Source organism: Paenibacillus sp. RC334, assembly GCF_030034735.1.
Taxonomy (GTDB): domain Bacteria; phylum Bacillota; class Bacilli; order Paenibacillales; family Paenibacillaceae; genus Paenibacillus; species Paenibacillus terrae_A.
In genome coordinates, this window is record NZ_CP125370.1 from 5,693,566 (window position 1) to 5,709,870 (window position 16,305).

Below are 16,305 nucleotides of genomic sequence, written 5' to 3' on the forward strand. Positions count from 1 at the left end.
TGTACTATGCTAGTTCCTCTGTTTCCGTTACAATATGTCAGTGTGATTCTGGCATCGGCAGATTGACGCGTACTTGAACATTATTGGAGGCTTCTATTTTTTCATGCAAAACGAATCTCATTCTAACGTAAAAATCGTAACGGCCGATCCGAGCGCGATCGGTCTGTTTGGCTTGGCTATTGTAACGCTTGTCGCTTCATCCCAAAAGCTCGGTCTCACTGAGGGCTTGAGCTTCATCATCCCTTGGGCTATCTTCCTTGGTGCCTTTGCACAGCTGTTTGCCTGCATTCAGGATGCAAAGCATAACAACACCTTTGGCATGACGGCTTTTGGTGCTTACGCCTTCTTCTGGTTAGCCGTAGCCAGTAGCTGGATGATCAAAATGGGCGTATTCGGCCCTGAGCTGGCGTCTGCTGTAGACGGTAAGCAGCTCGGCTTTGCCTTTGCCGGCTACCTCATCTTCACGCTGTTCATGACCATTGGAGCGATGGAGACGCATAAGGTCCTATTCTTTATCTTTGTCCTGATTGATTTTCTGTTCCTCGGTCTTAGCTTTGATGCATTCGGCGTTGCACCAGAGATTTTCCATACCATCGCCGCTTATGCTGAAATGGGTATTGGTCTACTCTCGCTATACGGTACAGGAGCCGCTGTTCTGAATGCACATTTTGGCCGTACGTTCCTGCCTGTAGGACGTCCCTTCGGTATTTTCAAACCACGACCATAGCTGTATATGTAAGCCCCGCAAAGCCGCCTTTCGCGCCGATCCGCGTTAAGGACGGCTTTTTGGGTTATAAAGCTGGAATTATTCTGCTTGCCAATTCGGCATCCGCTCTGCCGCATAACGAAGGCCAGCTGCCATTCCTTTGGGAATGATCTCGTTAATATTTTCCATTTCCTCCGTAGATAAAGAGATATCGACTCCCCCCGCATTTTCCTCTAAATAAGTAACCCGCTTGGTGCCTGGAATCGGTACAATTCCCTCTTGCGCAAGTAGCCATGCCAAGGCCAGTTGAGAAGGCTTGACCCCTTTTTGAGCAGCGAGGTCCTTAATATGCTGTACGAGATCGAGATTTTTCTGGAAATTCTCAGGCTGAAAGCGTGGCACGGTACGACGGAAATCATCTTCTGCAAAATCATCAAACTTCTGAATTTGCCCGCTCAAAAAACCGCGTCCCAGCGGACTGTACGCTACAAACTCAATTCCCAGCTCCTTGCAAGCGGGTATAACCTCATCTTCCGCTTCCCGGCTCCATAAGGAGTATTCCGTTTGCAGGGCTGTGATCGGGTGCACCTTGTGGGCGCGTCGAATGAGCGCAGGAGAAGCTTCGGACAGTCCCAAATAGCGGACTTTACCCGCCTGAACCAGGTCACTCATCGCGCCGACCGTTTCCTCGATAGGTACATTCGGATCGACACGGTGCTGGTAGTACAAATCAATGACATCTACACCCAGCCTTTGAAGACTGCGGTCACACGCTTCCTTCACATATTCAGGACGGCCGTTTACACCCAAGAATCCCCCATCCTCTCCGCGCATAATGGAGAATTTGGTAGCCAATACCACCTCATCCCGGTGGCTCCGCAGGACTTGACTGATCAATTTTTCATTTTCTCCTACACCATAGACATCTGCTGTATCCCAGAAGTTGATCCCCAATTCCAACGCACGATGAAGCGTTTTGATCGACTCCTGATCATTCAACTCGCCATAATATTCGGACATTCCCATGCAGCCCAGACCCAGTGCAGATACTTTAAGGTCACTTTTACCCAGTTGTTTCTTTTTCAATTCCCATCAACTCCTATATTGAAAGAATAGTCATCGGCCTTTCTAATCACCATCACGTTACATCCAGTATGTTACTACTTAAAGTTAACTTTAAGTCAAGCATTGTCTCAGTACACGCTATATCAAATATTTTTAGAAAAATTTGATTTCCAGGTTGTAAGAGACGGCTGTAAATTTCCTATATATATGAGAAACGAATTATCGCGCGAGATTCGGTTTCAAAATACTTCACCCGGAGGTTGCCCATAATGCCAACAAACTACTCTTATACCAAAACGTCCGATGGTTTTCATGTGATCATTACGCCAGCTTCGAATATTCAAAATAAAAATATTAGAAGCCGGATCACACAGCAAACCGACTATGGGATTAATGGGGGCTTCTTCAACCCCATCAGCACAACAAAGCCGCCGACGGATTGCCTATCCATTGCGGTCACACCCAATAATACCCATGACAGCAAGGCGAATGCCAAAGGGAATAGCCGGGGTACAGCATTTGTGTACACGGAGAGCAACAAAACAAAAATGGGGATTACCCGTGCTTCAAGTGTGACGGATCTCAAAAAACAAATGGGGACTTCGATTACGTATAAGTCTATTATTAGCGGCGGCAGCCTGTCGCTGAAGATGGAGGAAAAAGAATGGCTTGAGGCTTTAAAAGATATTGAAAAATTCGATTTGAATGGAACCTTGCGATACACCGACTCCACCGGGCGAACTGGCCTAGGCTTCAAAGTCGTGAATAATATTTGGCAGGTCTACCTGGTTGTTCATGAAAATGCGACTCTGAAACAGCTTCGCAATTATTTTATCCAACAGGATTGCTTTGAAGCCATTCTTCTTGATGGTGGAGGCTCGTCCGGTATTCAAGTTAAAAATTCTGCAGGCACTATGGTGAAGTATGAGCAAACACGTTATATCTACAACATGGTAAAGCTCATTAATATCACCTAAGGATTATGATGCGCTTCCATAGGAGCAGGAGGCCTTACCAGCCTCCTTTATCATTCATCCAGCACGATGATTTCCAATGCCAGGAAAACAGGTGTTACAGGGTACACATAAGAGACTTCAATGGGTTCCCCCACCTGTAATTCTGCTGGATTGATTAATTGCCTGCGCTGATCATCCATCTGCTTATAAATATGTGTATCTGGAACAGATATATACACCGACTGGATAGGCTTTTCGGTTGGATCATCACTTTTGGGCAGTCCTTTAGCAAATTGAACAGGCTGTTCAAATCGGATCAAATAGTCCATGGTGGGGGCAGCTAATGGTTGTTCTACTTCTTTTTCAATCTTTTCAATACTTTCGATTTTAGCACGCCCCGTGTATACTGTTGTGCTTTCCAGACGATCTAAATCAAAAATAGATTGAGCTACCGATTCGTTAGATTCGTTAACCAACGTAACCGATTCTGTTTTAGAACATGCCGACAATAATGCTGCTGCAAGCAAGATAAGGGCAAGGGCAGAAACTCTATTTTTCATAAGTGATCCTCCCTAATCTGGTTTATAAAATACGATTCACTATTAAGACGTGGGCAGGAACAATTTGGTTGCTGTAATCATGTCAGTATTATCCATTATATTTCGAAAGGTGTGTTTAGTAATATGTTAAAAAAACTAGGTTTCGCAGCTCTCGCCGCATCCACACTTCTGATGGGAAGTTCCATTACAGCAAGCGCTGATTCTACTGTAAATTACGATCATTTGCTCTCGGCAGGGACAACTAATGCTTTCCTGGCCATGGAAGATGGATCTTCATTTTATGCAACGGGAAGTAACAGTAATGGCAAACTCGGCGTAGGCGCTGGTGGAGGAAATAATAAAACAAGTCCGATGCAAGCGGCTGTATCTGATATCGCTATGATTGATGCTGGTGATTTGCATTCAACCTTGCTCAAAAAAGACGGAACCATCTGGTCCTGGGGTTTTGCAAGTTACGGCGAGCTGGGCACTGGAAATAAGAGGGATACGGCAAGAGAGCCTGTTAAGAACAAATATATTAATGATGTTAAGGAAGTGAGAGCAGGAGGTCAATTCACACTGGCCTTAAAAAATGACGGAACCGTATGGGCCTACGGAGAAAATAACTTTGGGCAACTCGGTATTGGCACAAAAGGGGTTTCCGCCTTTTCCGTTAAGCCTGTCCAGGTACAAGGTTTGGAGGATATTGTAGCCATTGACGCTGGCGATAGCTTTGGTGCAGCCTTAGACAAAAATAATCAGCTATGGGTATGGGGAAAAGGTTATGATGGCGCACTGGGACAGGATGATAAAGAAAACCAGCTTACCCCTGTTCAATATCGAATTGATGATATCAAAACCTTTACTGCCGGGGCTGACCGCATTTATGTTTTAACGAATAGCGGAGAAGTATACGCTTCCGGTAGCAATACTTCTGGAAAGCTTGGGGACGGAACCTCTACTTTTAGAAGATCACCCGTATTGATCAATATTTCCGATGTAAGTAGACTGAAAGCAGGCAAATCCCAAACTTTTGCCCTTAAAAATGACGGAACTCTGTGGGGATGGGGAACGAATAATGATGGGCAGGTAGGTGATGGAACCGATGTATTTTCTATTAAAGTCCCTACCCAAGTGGTAGATGAAATGAATACTCCACTTACTGATGTAGTAGCATTCAGTGCAGCAGGCAACCATTCGCACGCTTTGACAGCGGATGGAACGGTCTGGTCTTGGGGATATAACAAAAATGGCGAACTTGGAATTGGCAATACCAAGCAACAAAATGCAGCCACTAAAACGAATTTCCCCAACCCTTTTTCGGAATAAATAACATTTTCATATATTAAGAAAGTGTTCAAGGACTATGCATGAAGAAAAGAGCAATAAGGGCAGTTTTAATCACTGCCACTTATTGCTCTTTATTTTTATACGGGGGTTACTCCATTACTAAAAAAAACATCATTATGTATGAACAGAAGCGCTTCTGTAGCTTCTGGACGGTAAGAAAATTCATTTATAGTGCTAAGGCTTCTTCCGTAATCTTTTTAATATCAATGGATGAAGGCGTTTCTTCCTTAACCATATCTGGCAAAATATTTTCCAAAAAATAATCAACGCATTTTAATCGAATATTTTTGATTTTAACGAGCGCATTACGATACATGACTATAAATTCTTTTTCAGTATTTCCCCGCTGTAGTTCGGCAAATGCTTCGTACACCTGATCCATCTTGTCAGCAACTTCAAGGATCAAACCTTCTACTGAATTGTCCTTGCCTTCCCGTAACTGTTTGCGGAAAATGGCTTTGAACTCCTCCGGAATGTTCTCTTCAATAAAATACTCAACCATACCTTCTTCGACCTGCTGGATTAATAACCGGAGTTCCTTGGAGGAATGCTTAACAGGCGTTTTTATGTCTCCAATAAAAATCTCCCCATAATCGTGACTACTTGTGATCTCGTAAAGCTTTTTCCAGTCAATGCTTACGCCGTTTCGCTCTTCAATATCAGCCAGCGTTTTGGCATACTGTACCACTTTCCACGAATGAGCAGATACGCTGTGTTCTTCAAATTTAAACTTGCCTGGACAGCGGATGATCCTTTCCAGCTCGTTTAGCGATCGAAAATACGTATGAATCCCCATACTTGTATCCATCCTTTAGTTTATATGATATTTGTGGATATAGATCCTACTATAGAGCTCAACTATTAACAGCAGATTAGCGCAGTATAAAGTGGAGACTTATACATATAGCACGCAAACCAATTTTGCTATACACTTTATATAAAAATGTTAAAAGTGCGGTGAAATCGTTGTTTAAAATCTTGCTAATTGAAGATGATGAAACTTTATTTCATGAAGTTAAAGATAGATTAACTCAATGGGCCTATGATGTGTATGGCATCCAGGACTTTAGTAAGGTAATTCAGGAATTCACAACGATAAAGCCTGATCTGGTCGTGATTGATATTCAATTACCGAAATTTGATGGGTTTCATTGGTGTCGAATGATTCGATCCCGTTCTAACGTCCCTATCCTCTTCTTATCATCACGTGATCACCCTACGGATATGGTGATGTCGATGCAGCTTGGAGCGGATGATTTTATCCAAAAACCGTTTCATTTTGATGTACTCATTGCAAAATTACAGGCGACACTTCGCCGCGTGTACAATTACAATACAGAACCTGTCTCCCTGAAAACATGGTGTGGAGCCACGGTCGATTACGAAAAAAATGTAGTTGCCAATGAGGCTGGCTCCATCGAATTAACCAAGAACGAAATTTATATTTTAAAGCTTCTAATTGAGCAAAAAAACAAAATTGTCTCCCGGGAGGAATTAATTAAAAGCCTTTGGGATGATGAACGTTTTGTCAGCGACAATACCCTGACCGTCAACTTGAATCGCCTGCGAAAAAAACTGGATGAGCTGGATTTGGGCCGTTTCATTGAAACGAAGGTGGGGCAAGGCTACATGGCTACAGAAGAGGCACATGCCTATGATTAAAAAATATCTTATGGAAAGGCGAAGCTGGATTCTACTTTTTGTATGTCAGCAATTCCTTATCCTGCTCATCGCTTATGTGGATGCAGCAATCCCGTTTATGCCGATCCTTTATATTGTCTTCTTATCTATGATGGTATTCTTGGGTTTTTTAATTATCCGCTACCCTAAAGAAACCAAATTCTATAAAACACTAGAAGAATGGGAAATCCCTCTCGAATTAACGGGTATAGGCGAACCGGAGAGTCCATTTGAGCAAATCATTGAACAAAAAATCACCGACCAGACCGAACGATTACAACAAATCATCTCGCAAAATCAATTGACACTTGAACACGAAAAAGATGAACTATTATCCTGGATTCATGAGGTAAAAACACCTTTGACCGCCATGCATTTGATGATTGAGCGATTGGACGATAAATCCCTAAAGGCTCAACTAACTTATGAATGGTTACGAATTCACTTACTGCTGGATCAGCAGCTCCATCACAAACGCATATCTTTTATTGAAAATGATTTGTATGTGGAGCAAGTGAATTTAAAATCTCTGGTTTTTAAAGAGATTAAAACATTACAATCATGGTGCATCCAAAAAGGGATCGGTTTTGATATCCAACTTGAGCAAATGGAAGTGCTGAGTGATGCCAAATGGCTTGCTTTTATCGTTAGGCAGCTCTTAACCAATGCCATCAAATATAGCGATGCCAGTGATATTATCATTCACAGCTATGAACAAAATGATCGAATACGGCTTGAGGTCCAAGACTTTGGTCGCGGTATTGATCCGAAGGATATACCCCGTATTTTCGAGAAAGGTTTTACATCCACGACCCAACATTCTGATCATACTTCAACGGGCATGGGGTTATATTTAACGAAAAAGGCAGCAACGCCTTTGCTCATACATATAGATATGCATTCCAAACCGGACGCCGGTACAACCTTTACTTTAATTTTTCCCAAACAAAATGATTTCGTGAGTATGGTGAGCATGTGACAGAGATGTCACATGCTTTTATGTATTGTTCGCTCAATCAAAGGAAAAGCAGCATCCCTATTTTTATAATAAAGTTACAAGAACAAAAAGGAGTGCATCGAAGTGAATATTTTAGAAGCCCATAAAATTCATAAAAGCTACGGTAATAAGTTAAATATGCAGGAGGTATTAAAGGGAATTGATATCCTTATTGAAGAAGGTGAATTTGTCAGTATTATGGGAGCCTCTGGTTCAGGTAAAACCACTCTGCTGAATGTCCTTTCCTCCATTGATCACGTGAGCCACGGGTCCATTAAAATCAATGACATCGAAATGACGAAAATGAAGGAAAAGCAACTGGCTGAATTCCGCAAAAAGCATTTAGGGTTTATTTTTCAAGAGTATAATCTGCTGGATACGCTAACCGTGAAGGAGAACATTCTTTTACCCTTATCCATCACCAAAACGCCTAAAAAAGAGGCCAACCGAAGATTTCAGGACGTGGCTACAGAACTGGGAATTTATGAGTTGAAAGATAAGTACCCCAATGAAATCTCGGGTGGACAGAAACAGCGTACATCTGCGGCCAGAGCGTTTATTCATGAGCCCAGTATTATTTTTGCCGATGAACCTACGGGTGCGCTGGATTCCAAATCAGCTTCCGATTTATTGAACAAGCTGGGCCAGTTAAACCAGAAGCGCAAGGCAACCATCATTATGGTCACGCACGATCCCGTCGCTGCCAGCCATTGCAGTAGAGTCATTTTTATTAAGGATGGACAAATGTATACACAGCTTCATAAAGGTGAACAAGAAAGACAAAGCTTCTTCCAAGATATCATGAGAACCCAAGGGGTCTTAGGCGGGGTCCAATATGAACATTAATCTGCTCATTCTAAAGAATTTGAAAAAAAACCTGAAAAATTATTACCTTTATGTTTTTGCTCTCATTTTCAGTGTTGCGCTCTATTTCGCTTTTGTCACATTACAATACGATCCCTCCATGGACGAAGTGAAGGGCTCTGTTAAAGGTGCAGCTTCCATACGGGCAGCATCCGTCCTGCTGGTCGCTATTGTCTGTATTTTCCTTTTGTATGCTAATAATATCTTTATAAAAAGACGCAGCAAAGAAATTGGCCTATTTCAATTGATCGGAATGACTAAAAACAAAATTTTTCGCATCCTAAGTGCTGAAAACTTAATTCTATACTTCAGTTCACTATTCATTGGCATTGTGGTTGGATTCTCCTTTTCCAAATTAGTGATCATGATTTTATTTAAGACGACGGGCGTCGAAGCCATTGCCACTCTATATTTCTCTAACCAAGCACTGACTCAAACACTCATCGTTTTTGGTATCATCTACCTGTTGATCATGGTCATGAATTATTCCTTTATCAAAAGACAGAGTATTTTGTCTTTGTTCAGAGTGACCTCAACCACCGAAGGGAAAATCAAGGAAATATCTATCTTTGAGATGATCATTGGGATCATTGGAGTTTCATTCATCGCTTTAGGATACTATGTTTCTTCCAAATTGTTTGGTGGAGACTTTACATCCATGAATGAATTATTTATGGCTATGGTGTTTATTTTGGGCTCTGTCATCATCGGAACACTTCTTTTTTATAAAGGATCCATCCGCTTTATTTCAAATATCATCAGAAAAAGTAAAGGCGGCTATTTAAACATTAATGAGGTGCTGTCTCTCTCATCCATTATGTTCCGCATGAAATCCAATGCTTTGTTGTTGACCATTATTACGACGGTATCGGCACTTGCCATCGGTTTACTCTCCTTAAGCTATATCGCCTATTATTCTGCGGATCAAGCGGCTGAGGGCAATGTACCTTCCCATTTTGCAATGACGAATGTAGCGGATGCGGAGAAATTCAAAACGTTACTTCAGGAGCATGACATACAGTATCGTGAAAAGAAAATTGAAGTCATTCAAGTCAGTGTGAACGCAGCGCAAATTATGGAGACCCCTCTGGAAGGATTAAATATCGGTACGAATTCCATGACGCTGCCTGTCATAAGCGATCAATCTGTGGAGGCTACGGATGTATCCCCAGGTCAAACGATTTTAACGGGCTATAATGATCTGTTACAGAAATTTATGTCCTTGAAAAGCTTTGGCCCATTGGACTTGAAGGGGAAAAAGGAAGTCATACATCAACAATATTTGGGTCTAAAAAAGGAATATGTTATTCCCTACTATTTTACAGCCGGCGGACTACCCACTGTCATTGTAGACGAAACCATCTTTGAGCGGTTAAAGAAAGATGCAAATCCTGAGATTCAAAAGAAATCATCCTTATATATTGGAATTGATATGATGAATAAGGACCAGATCAAAGAAGCCGATCGCCTCTTTAAAGCCGCCAATTTTAATGACCAACAAACATCACGCCTTGAAATGAGCAGCAATCAGAAGAGAGATATGGGAGTGATCATGTTTGTAGTTGGATTTTTAGGACTCACCTTTCTCATTACATCAGGCTGTATCCTTTATTTTAAGCAAATGGATGAGAGCGAAGACGAAAAAGCCAATTATACGGTGTTGAGAAAGTTAGGGTTCACACAAGGGGACCTGCTTAGAGGCATCAAAATAAAACAAATCTTTAACTTCGGCATTCCATTAGTAATCGGCCTTTCACACAGCTATTTCGCCGTCCAATCCGGCTGGTTCTTGTTTGGAACAGAAGTTTGGATGCCTATGATCATCGTTATGGTACTATACACCGCCTTATATTCCATTTTCGGGATACTATCCATCCTGTATTATAAAAAAGTCATTAAAGCAGCATTATAATTGGTCAAAAGCTCCAGACGAAAGTACTGGGGGCAAAAGGTATTGATGCTAGGGTTGCTGGAAGCCCTATGGATTTTCGTCAGTCAAAATGGCTGTTGCCCATCTTTTTCGATCCGATAGATCTTAGTAAGAATCAAACCTCATTGTAGTGAGCGGGATTGTATTTAGTGTGATTTCGGGTATTTACGCGATGCTTGAAGCAAGTTAAAAAATCTCGCCCTTCTCTGTTACGGACAGGAAGAGCGAGACTTTTTTATTGATGGTCCCCCCTCTACAGGGGCTCGTGTGAATGCTTAACGCAAAGGCTCGAACCCCTCTGCTTGCTTCAGAATCCGCTCAATTTCCGCGCATGCCTCTGGTTGAAGCGTCACCTCGACTGCTTTCACATTTTCTTCGATTTGTGTCGGTTTAGTGGCCCCAATGAGTGCAGCGCTGATACCCGGTTCTCTCAGAATCCAGGCAAGCGCGAGCTGTGACAGGGTGACACCCAAATCCTTCGCCAGCTTATCCAGCTCCTGGACACAGTTTAGAACGGTATCGTTCATGTAACTGCTGATGACATGATTGACGGAGGCATCAGCCCCGCGGCTGCCCGTCGGTAAAGGTTGTCCCGGTTTGTATTTACCCGTGAGGATACCTTGGGCCAGAGGCGAAAATACAATTTGGCCGATACCTACCTGCCCGGATACAGGGAGTACCTCATGTTCGATATAACGTTCGAACATATTATAGATCGGCTGGTTGGCAATCAGCGGACGCAGATTCAGCCTTTTTCCAATGCCATAAGCATCCGTGAGCTGGGCAGCACTCCATTCGCTTACTGCAGCATACAGGATCTTGCCTTGAGCCTGAAGGTCATCCAGAGCCCGCAGCGTCTCTTCCAAAGGGGTGTCCTGATCGTAACGGTGGCAGAAGTAAATATCGATATAATCCGTGCCAAGACGTTGAAGACTAGCCTCGCATTGCTCCATAATGTGCTTGCGGGACAGTCCCCTGTCATTAGGACCGGAATCCATTGGAAAGTAAACCTTCGTAGATAACACGTAGCTTTCTCTTCGATAAGGCTTCAAAGCCGCTCCCATAGCCTTTTCGCCCTCACCCCGATTATACGCATTGGCGGTATCAAAGAAATTGATCCCGAGTTCAAAGGCTTTGGCAATACAGGTATGAGCTGCTTCCTGCTCGGCGGCTGTCCCGTACGTCAACCAACTGCCCAAACCGATTTCACTGATTTTAAGACCACTGTTGCCTACATTTCTGTACTTCATATCTGTTCCTTCTTTCGTAAGAGGATAGCCTTCTTATATTCTAGCATGTAAACCCTTTCACGAAAACGAATTCCATAGAAATCAGGTAGTTGCCTCATTTCACTTTTACGCATTGTAAATCCTGATGGAATTGTGATCAAATATATAATAAAAAATAGCAAGGATGCTGTAACATCCCTGCTATTTAGCAATAGCCGCTTTTAAGGGCAATCACTCCGTTATTTACATCTTTCCTCTCTTATATCCCATTCGGAAAAAGTGCATCGTATGCAGGACAAGGCAGTTTGTCGAGAAAATCCTGAAGCGGCTTGGGTTTATGGGTGTAAATATCTTTTAAGGAAGTTCCGTTGTAAATGTTGCCTATGACCACAGGATGGCACAGCTCGCAGATCAGAATATCGCCATTCCCGTGAAGATGAAGCTGCTTCTTACCATCCACGCAGTTGGAAAAATAAACACCTGGCTGCTCCTTGAAGCCCAGTGCTTCTGCAAAACGATCCATACAGGTGAAATACAGCACGGTATCGTCCTTTTTATGTGCGATCAAGTCATGAACGGAACGAACAAGTGCTTCCTTGGTAGAGATAGCGTTCCAGTTGGTATGATCCATCACGATGCTATTTTGGATTTCATGAATTCGTACACCGAGTTCATATACTTTCTCGCTGATCGCTGGCATGTTGTTCTGCGTCTCGGCAAATAGCAAGGTCTCCAGCACCGTTTCCAGCTTGGCTTCGGTACATAACCGAATATTCTGGGCGATTGTCTCATACATGCGCGGATGAACATGATAATATGCCGCATATTTTTCGGGGTCCGTGAAGTTGAAGGAGATATGGATGTTGGAAAGCCCCGCATCACGCAGCCTCTCAATTCGTTCAGGACTGAGCAAGCTGGCATTAGTGTTGAGCTGGGTAGCGATTCCCTTGCTCGAACAGTGAGCCACAATGTCCAGACAATCCTGATACTTCAAGGTCACCTCTCCCCCGGACAGCCGCACGCGCTTTAAGGTGGGGATTTCATCAATGATGCGTATCACTTCTTTACTGCTGATGCATTGTCCATCATTACGCTGGTATGCGCAGCAATAATCGCATTTAAAATTACAATTGGAGGTGACTCCAACCTCCAGCCCCTCCAATTCGTAGATACCTGGCTTTTCCAGTTCAAGCGCTTTATATTTGTTCTCTATACTCACTTTCTCATGATCCTCCCGATCTCAGGCTTGTGTCTTGAATTCCCTTGAGATTATACAGAATGAGGATGGCTTGGAGATATGACATTGGTAACGGTCACTCTAAATGAATGGTATGGAATACACGCATATAACCGAGAAGACATGGCTTTATCCGGTCATGTATTTTACTCGCATTATGCCTATAACACCCCATACCAACCGCCCAGCAAAAATAATAGTATTCTATAAATCTGTAGGCTAAAAAATATACAAAACTGAATTTACACTAACCTTTATGTAAGTACCTGTACTAAAAGTGCATACTTACTTATTTGCAGTGCGTACTCTATACTCTAGAAGTAAACCATATTCAAGGAGGGCAAATCTTTGAAAACTCTCATTATCGTATCGCACCCAAACATAGAAAAATCCGTGATTAACAAGCGATGGGTAGAAGAACTCAAAAAATATCCTGAAAAGTATACTGTACACGAATTGTATAACATTTACCCTGACGGAAACATTGATGTGGAAAAAGAACAGCAATTAATTGAATCACATCGTAATCTTGTTTTACAGTTCCCGGTCTATTGGTTTAATTGTCCGCCACTTCTTAAAAAGTGGCTTGACGATGTTTTTGCTTATGGTTGGGCATATGGTTCAAATGGAGGGGATAAATTAAAGAATCGTAAAGTCGGCTTAGCTGTATCTGCCGGAATCAAAAAAGAAGATTACAGCGAAGAGGGAAGATACCGCTATACGCTTGAACATTTATTATCTCCTTTTGAAACTACATTGCTATACTGCAATGCGGATTATCGTTCGTTTTTTGCGTTTTATGGTATAGAAAGCGAACCTGGTGAAAATGAGCCTGGCAAAGAAAATGAACCGGTTACACGCCATTTGGAAAATAGCACAAAAGATTATTTGAATTTTGTGGACAACCTGTAATAGGTAGCTTTATTAAAGCTAAAAAAGAAGTATTTCCTTGTTTAGGAGATACTTCTTTTTGAATTAGACTAAATAGCTATGCCTACCGCTGTATAGCCTCCAGAGCTGGCGAACTGTTATTCTCTCCCCACTCGCACATCATATTTAACAATGGAATGAGAGAAAGACCGCGTTCAGATAATGAATATTCAACTTTTGGAGGGACTTGGGGAAATTCCTTGCGTATAATCAGGCCATCTGCCTCCAGTTCTTTCAACATAATGCTTAGCGTTTTAAAAGAAATGGTACCGATCCTTCGCTTCAGCTCATTATGCCGCATAACCTTATTTTCAGATAGACAATACAAAATGATCATTTTATATTTACCGCCTATTAAGGACAACGTATATCCGAACCCAGTATCTTTTAGCATCACACCAGTAGGAACACAGCTTTCACTCATAAGTTACACTCTCCTTTAGGTGGGTATAAGACATAAATATGCATACTGTGTATTTTATAGTGTTACTGAAAGGAGGTAAAGTAAGATCGGCTCTTCGCTATACTGCTTGGTTAAAGATACTTTTAATAAGTTGGCAAAACGATTTGATATTCATTCCTTCTTACGATAGTTGCCCTCCAATTGTGAGCGATATGTGAACTGGGCATACTTCTCATTTCCAAATCCATACTGAATATATCTGTTGGTAATGGAGGCGGAAGGTAGTGGACAAAAAGATGAACCTGCTCATGTTCAGCGGGGATTACGATAAGGCGATGGCTGGACTGATTTTGGCGAATACGGCTCGGGAATTGGACGTGGACGTGACGATGTTTTTTGCGTTCTGGGGACTATTTCTGGTTCGTGATCCTGATAAAATGACGCTTGAGGACAAGACGATTTATGAAAAAATTATGGGCTGGATGACTCCAAAAGGACCTGAGCAGCTGCCGTTGTCCAAAATGAATTTTAGCGGTCTCGGCAAGCTGATGCTGACAGAAATGATCGAAGATAACGAAGCCCCGAAGCTGATTCATTTCTTGAAGGGGGCACGGAAAAAGAACGTCAAATTTTATGCCTGCAAGCTATCGGTGGACATTATGGGTTTTAAACCCGAAGAATTCATACCTGAACTAGAAATTATCGAGGCCAAAACGTATCTCAAAGATGCGCTCGTATCCGATATGCAGCTGTTCATATAAGATGTACGCACGCCTTGTCCGGCTTTCGGATGAGGCTTTTATTTTGACAAAATGATGACATTCGCCTATTTTTCTTAACCCATTCGGGTCTTCCTACGTACCCTAGAACGACAGAACCACATGGGAGGCGCCCGTATGCTCAAGGCTCGAATCGGAAGCAACAATAGTGCGTACCAGCCTTCTGGCGAGGCTTATTTCGCACGGTATCGGAAAGGTACGATTGGATATCGTCAAACCTTTGAATCTCCATACGGGCCAAAAAAGCTGGTGTATGCGGATTGGGCTGCCAGCGGTCGTCTGTATGGACCTATTGAGTCCAAAATAGCTAACCATTTCGGCCCTTTTGTGGCGAATACCCATACGGAGTCTAATTTGACAGGTACCCTGATGACCCAAGCCTACGAAGAGGCAAAGCGAATCATTAAGAATCACGTTCATGCCAACGAACAAGACATCATTCTGTTTGCCGGGTCCGGTATGACAGGGGCAATAAATAAGCTTCAACGCATGCTGGGATTGAAAATACATGAAAAATTAAAGCATCACTACCCTATCGCTGAAAAAGAACGTCCCGTTATTTTTGTCACCCATATGGAGCATCACTCGAATCATATCTCCTGGGCTGAAACGATTGGAGACGTCGTGTGCATTCCTCCCGGTCCCGGTGGTACCGTTGATCCGGCAAATCTGGAACGTTTGCTGCTTCAATTCCGTCGTCGCCCTATCAAGATCGGCGCTTTTACAGCCTGTTCCAATGTTACGGGGTTTGAACCGCCGATTTATCAACTGTCCCGCAAAATGCATGAGCATGGCGGGGTGTGTTTCATTGATTTTTCCGCAAACGCCCCTTATGCCGAGATCAACATGCACCCCACAGAGCCGCTTGAAAGATTGGATGCTATTGTATTTTCTCCCCACAAATTTCTCGGCGGCCCCGGAACAAGCGGTGTTCTCATTATGGATTCGAAACTAAGCCTCAACCATGCCCCGGATCAGCCAGGAGGCGGTACGGTAAGCTGGACCAATCCTTGGGGTGGGTACGAATATAAAGACAATATCGAAGCACGCGAGGATGGGGGGACTCCTGCTTTTCTACAGGCCATACGAACGGCGCTCTGCATTCAACTGAAAGAACAGATGGGCCAAAACCGCATTTTGGAGCGCGAAAAGGAGTTAACGTCATCACTCTTAAAAGGGTTGAAAGGAATACCACACTTGCACGTTTTAGGTGGAAGAAGCCAAGAACGACTCGGAATCGTTTCTTTCGTTGTCGACCATATCCACTACAATCTGATCGTAAAATTACTGAATGATCGGTTCGGAATTCAGGTCCGCGGCGGTTGCTCCTGTGCAGGAACGTATGGACACTATTTGCTGGGCATCGATCAACAAACCTCTAATGAGATGTCAGACCTCATCCATGCGGGAGACTTATCGAGAAAACCCGGCTGGGTGCGCCTGTCCCTCCATCCCATGATGACGAATCAGGAAGTCTCCTATCTTACCTCTTCCATACGAGCGGTTGTAGGAAATATCATAGCGTGGCAAAAGGATTATACGTATCAGCCCGAATCCAACGAGTGGCGATATAGGTATGAACATAAAAAAATAGATGTCAGCAAATGGTTCAATTTTAGCGATTAAGAAACCTTTGTCCA

At 42.9% G+C, this 16,305-nt stretch carries 16 protein-coding genes; 10 read left to right on the plus strand and 6 right to left on the minus strand.

Going from position 1 to position 16,305, the window contains the following annotated elements; genetic code table 11:
• The first annotated feature begins 103 nt into the window (after positions 1–103).
• Complete coding sequence (locus tag QMK20_RS26080; protein WP_137060860.1) at positions 104–727, plus strand: acetate uptake transporter; 624 nt, start codon at positions 104–106, stop codon at positions 725–727.
• Between the two features lie 78 nt (positions 728–805).
• Here the strand turns inward: QMK20_RS26080 and QMK20_RS26085 are convergent, their stop codons facing one another.
• Entirely contained in the window at positions 806–1,792 is a 987-nt protein-coding gene (locus tag QMK20_RS26085; protein ID WP_283653913.1) for an aldo/keto reductase, read from the minus strand.
• 248 nt (positions 1,793–2,040) lie between these two features.
• Here QMK20_RS26085 and QMK20_RS26090 point away from each other — a divergent pair, with 248 nt between their 5' ends.
• A complete protein-coding gene (locus QMK20_RS26090; RefSeq protein WP_283653914.1) occupies positions 2,041–2,748 on the plus strand; it encodes a phosphodiester glycosidase family protein in 708 nt (235 codons plus the stop codon).
• A gap of 50 nt (positions 2,749–2,798) precedes the next feature.
• On the opposite strand, the gene QMK20_RS26095 is transcribed toward QMK20_RS26090, so the two are convergent.
• Positions 2,799–3,287 carry a hypothetical protein gene (locus QMK20_RS26095; protein ID WP_283653915.1) on the minus strand — a complete coding sequence of 163 codons (489 nt, stop codon included), beginning with the start codon at positions 3,285–3,287 and terminating at the stop codon, positions 2,799–2,801.
• 123 nt (positions 3,288–3,410) lie between these two features.
• Here QMK20_RS26095 and QMK20_RS26100 point away from each other — a divergent pair, with 123 nt between their 5' ends.
• Entirely contained in the window at positions 3,411–4,595 is a 1,185-nt protein-coding gene (locus QMK20_RS26100) for an RCC1 domain-containing protein (RefSeq protein WP_283653916.1), read from the plus strand.
• A 187-nt stretch (positions 4,596–4,782) separates the two neighbouring features.
• Here the strand turns inward: QMK20_RS26100 and QMK20_RS26105 are convergent, their stop codons facing one another.
• Positions 4,783–5,412, minus strand: coding sequence for a YfbR-like 5'-deoxynucleotidase (locus QMK20_RS26105; RefSeq protein WP_283653917.1), 630 nt, complete (start codon positions 5,410–5,412; stop codon positions 4,783–4,785).
• A gap of 170 nt (positions 5,413–5,582) precedes the next feature.
• On the opposite strand from QMK20_RS26105, the gene QMK20_RS26110 reads away from it, so the two are divergent.
• The 4 genes from QMK20_RS26110 (at position 5,583) to QMK20_RS26125 (ending at position 10,069) form a co-directional block, all read left to right on the plus strand.
• On the plus strand, positions 5,583–6,278 hold the full coding sequence (locus QMK20_RS26110; protein ID WP_283653918.1) for a response regulator transcription factor: 696 nt from the start codon (positions 5,583–5,585) through the stop codon (positions 6,276–6,278).
• A complete protein-coding gene (locus QMK20_RS26115; protein ID WP_283653919.1) occupies positions 6,271–7,275 on the plus strand; it encodes a sensor histidine kinase in 1,005 nt (334 codons plus the stop codon). Before QMK20_RS26110 ends, QMK20_RS26115 begins: the two co-directional genes overlap by 8 nt.
• 102 nt (positions 7,276–7,377) lie before the next feature.
• On the plus strand, positions 7,378–8,139 hold the full coding sequence (locus tag QMK20_RS26120) for an ABC transporter ATP-binding protein (protein ID WP_283653920.1): 762 nt from the start codon (positions 7,378–7,380) through the stop codon (positions 8,137–8,139).
• Positions 8,129–10,069, plus strand: coding sequence for an ABC transporter permease (locus QMK20_RS26125; RefSeq protein WP_283653921.1), 1,941 nt, complete (start codon positions 8,129–8,131; stop codon positions 10,067–10,069). The genes QMK20_RS26120 and QMK20_RS26125 overlap by 11 nt, the downstream gene beginning before the upstream one ends.
• Positions 10,070–10,362: 293 nt before the next feature.
• Here QMK20_RS26125 and QMK20_RS26130 read toward each other — a convergent pair whose 3' ends face one another.
• Entirely contained in the window at positions 10,363–11,337 is a 975-nt protein-coding gene (locus tag QMK20_RS26130; RefSeq protein ID WP_283653922.1) for an aldo/keto reductase family protein, read from the minus strand.
• Between the two features lie 238 nt (positions 11,338–11,575).
• Positions 11,576–12,535 (minus strand): radical SAM protein, encoded by a 960-nt coding sequence (locus QMK20_RS26135; protein ID WP_283653923.1) that lies wholly within the window; start codon positions 12,533–12,535, stop codon positions 11,576–11,578.
• 366 nt (positions 12,536–12,901) lie between these two features.
• On the opposite strand from QMK20_RS26135, the gene QMK20_RS26140 reads away from it, so the two are divergent.
• Positions 12,902–13,465, plus strand: coding sequence for an NAD(P)H-dependent oxidoreductase (locus QMK20_RS26140; RefSeq protein ID WP_283653924.1), 564 nt, complete (start codon positions 12,902–12,904; stop codon positions 13,463–13,465).
• Positions 13,466–13,547: 82 nt separating this feature from the next.
• Here QMK20_RS26140 and QMK20_RS26145 read toward each other — a convergent pair whose 3' ends face one another.
• Positions 13,548–13,907 (minus strand): winged helix-turn-helix transcriptional regulator, encoded by a 360-nt coding sequence (locus QMK20_RS26145; RefSeq protein WP_283653925.1) that lies wholly within the window; start codon positions 13,905–13,907, stop codon positions 13,548–13,550.
• 263 nt (positions 13,908–14,170) lie between these two features.
• On the opposite strand from QMK20_RS26145, the gene QMK20_RS26150 reads away from it, so the two are divergent.
• Both QMK20_RS26150 and QMK20_RS26155 read left to right on the plus strand, forming a co-directional pair.
• Positions 14,171–14,647 carry a DsrE/DsrF/DrsH-like family protein gene (locus tag QMK20_RS26150; RefSeq protein ID WP_283653926.1) on the plus strand — a complete coding sequence of 159 codons (477 nt, stop codon included), beginning with the start codon at positions 14,171–14,173 and terminating at the stop codon, positions 14,645–14,647.
• 135 nt (positions 14,648–14,782) lie between these two features.
• Positions 14,783–16,291: an aminotransferase class V-fold PLP-dependent enzyme gene (locus QMK20_RS26155; RefSeq protein WP_283653927.1), complete on the plus strand. Its 1,509-nt coding sequence runs from the start codon at positions 14,783–14,785 to the stop codon at positions 16,289–16,291.
• The last annotated feature ends 14 nt before the right edge of the window (positions 16,292–16,305 follow it).

Excerpts from the sequence above, each read along its gene's own strand:
- QMK20_RS26080 (WP_137060860.1), top strand. The coding sequence starts at position 104 with ATGCAAAACGAATCTCATTCTAACGTAAAAATCGTAACGGCCGATCCG.
- QMK20_RS26090 (WP_283653914.1), top strand. The coding sequence starts at position 2,041 with ATGCCAACAAACTACTCTTATACCAAAACGTCCGATGGTTTTCATGTG.
- QMK20_RS26095 (WP_283653915.1), bottom strand. The coding sequence starts at position 3,287 with ATGAAAAATAGAGTTTCTGCCCTTGCCCTTATCTTGCTTGCAGCAGCA.
- QMK20_RS26100 (WP_283653916.1), top strand. The coding sequence starts at position 3,411 with ATGTTAAAAAAACTAGGTTTCGCAGCTCTCGCCGCATCCACACTTCTG.
- QMK20_RS26105 (WP_283653917.1), bottom strand. The coding sequence starts at position 5,412 with ATGGGGATTCATACGTATTTTCGATCGCTAAACGAGCTGGAAAGGATC.
- QMK20_RS26115 (WP_283653919.1), top strand. The coding sequence starts at position 6,271 with ATGATTAAAAAATATCTTATGGAAAGGCGAAGCTGGATTCTACTTTTT.
- QMK20_RS26125 (WP_283653921.1), top strand. The coding sequence starts at position 8,129 with ATGAACATTAATCTGCTCATTCTAAAGAATTTGAAAAAAAACCTGAAA.
- QMK20_RS26130 (WP_283653922.1), bottom strand. The coding sequence starts at position 11,337 with ATGAAGTACAGAAATGTAGGCAACAGTGGTCTTAAAATCAGTGAAATC.
- QMK20_RS26145 (WP_283653925.1), bottom strand. The coding sequence starts at position 13,907 with ATGAGTGAAAGCTGTGTTCCTACTGGTGTGATGCTAAAAGATACTGGG.
- QMK20_RS26155 (WP_283653927.1), top strand. The coding sequence starts at position 14,783 with ATGCTCAAGGCTCGAATCGGAAGCAACAATAGTGCGTACCAGCCTTCT.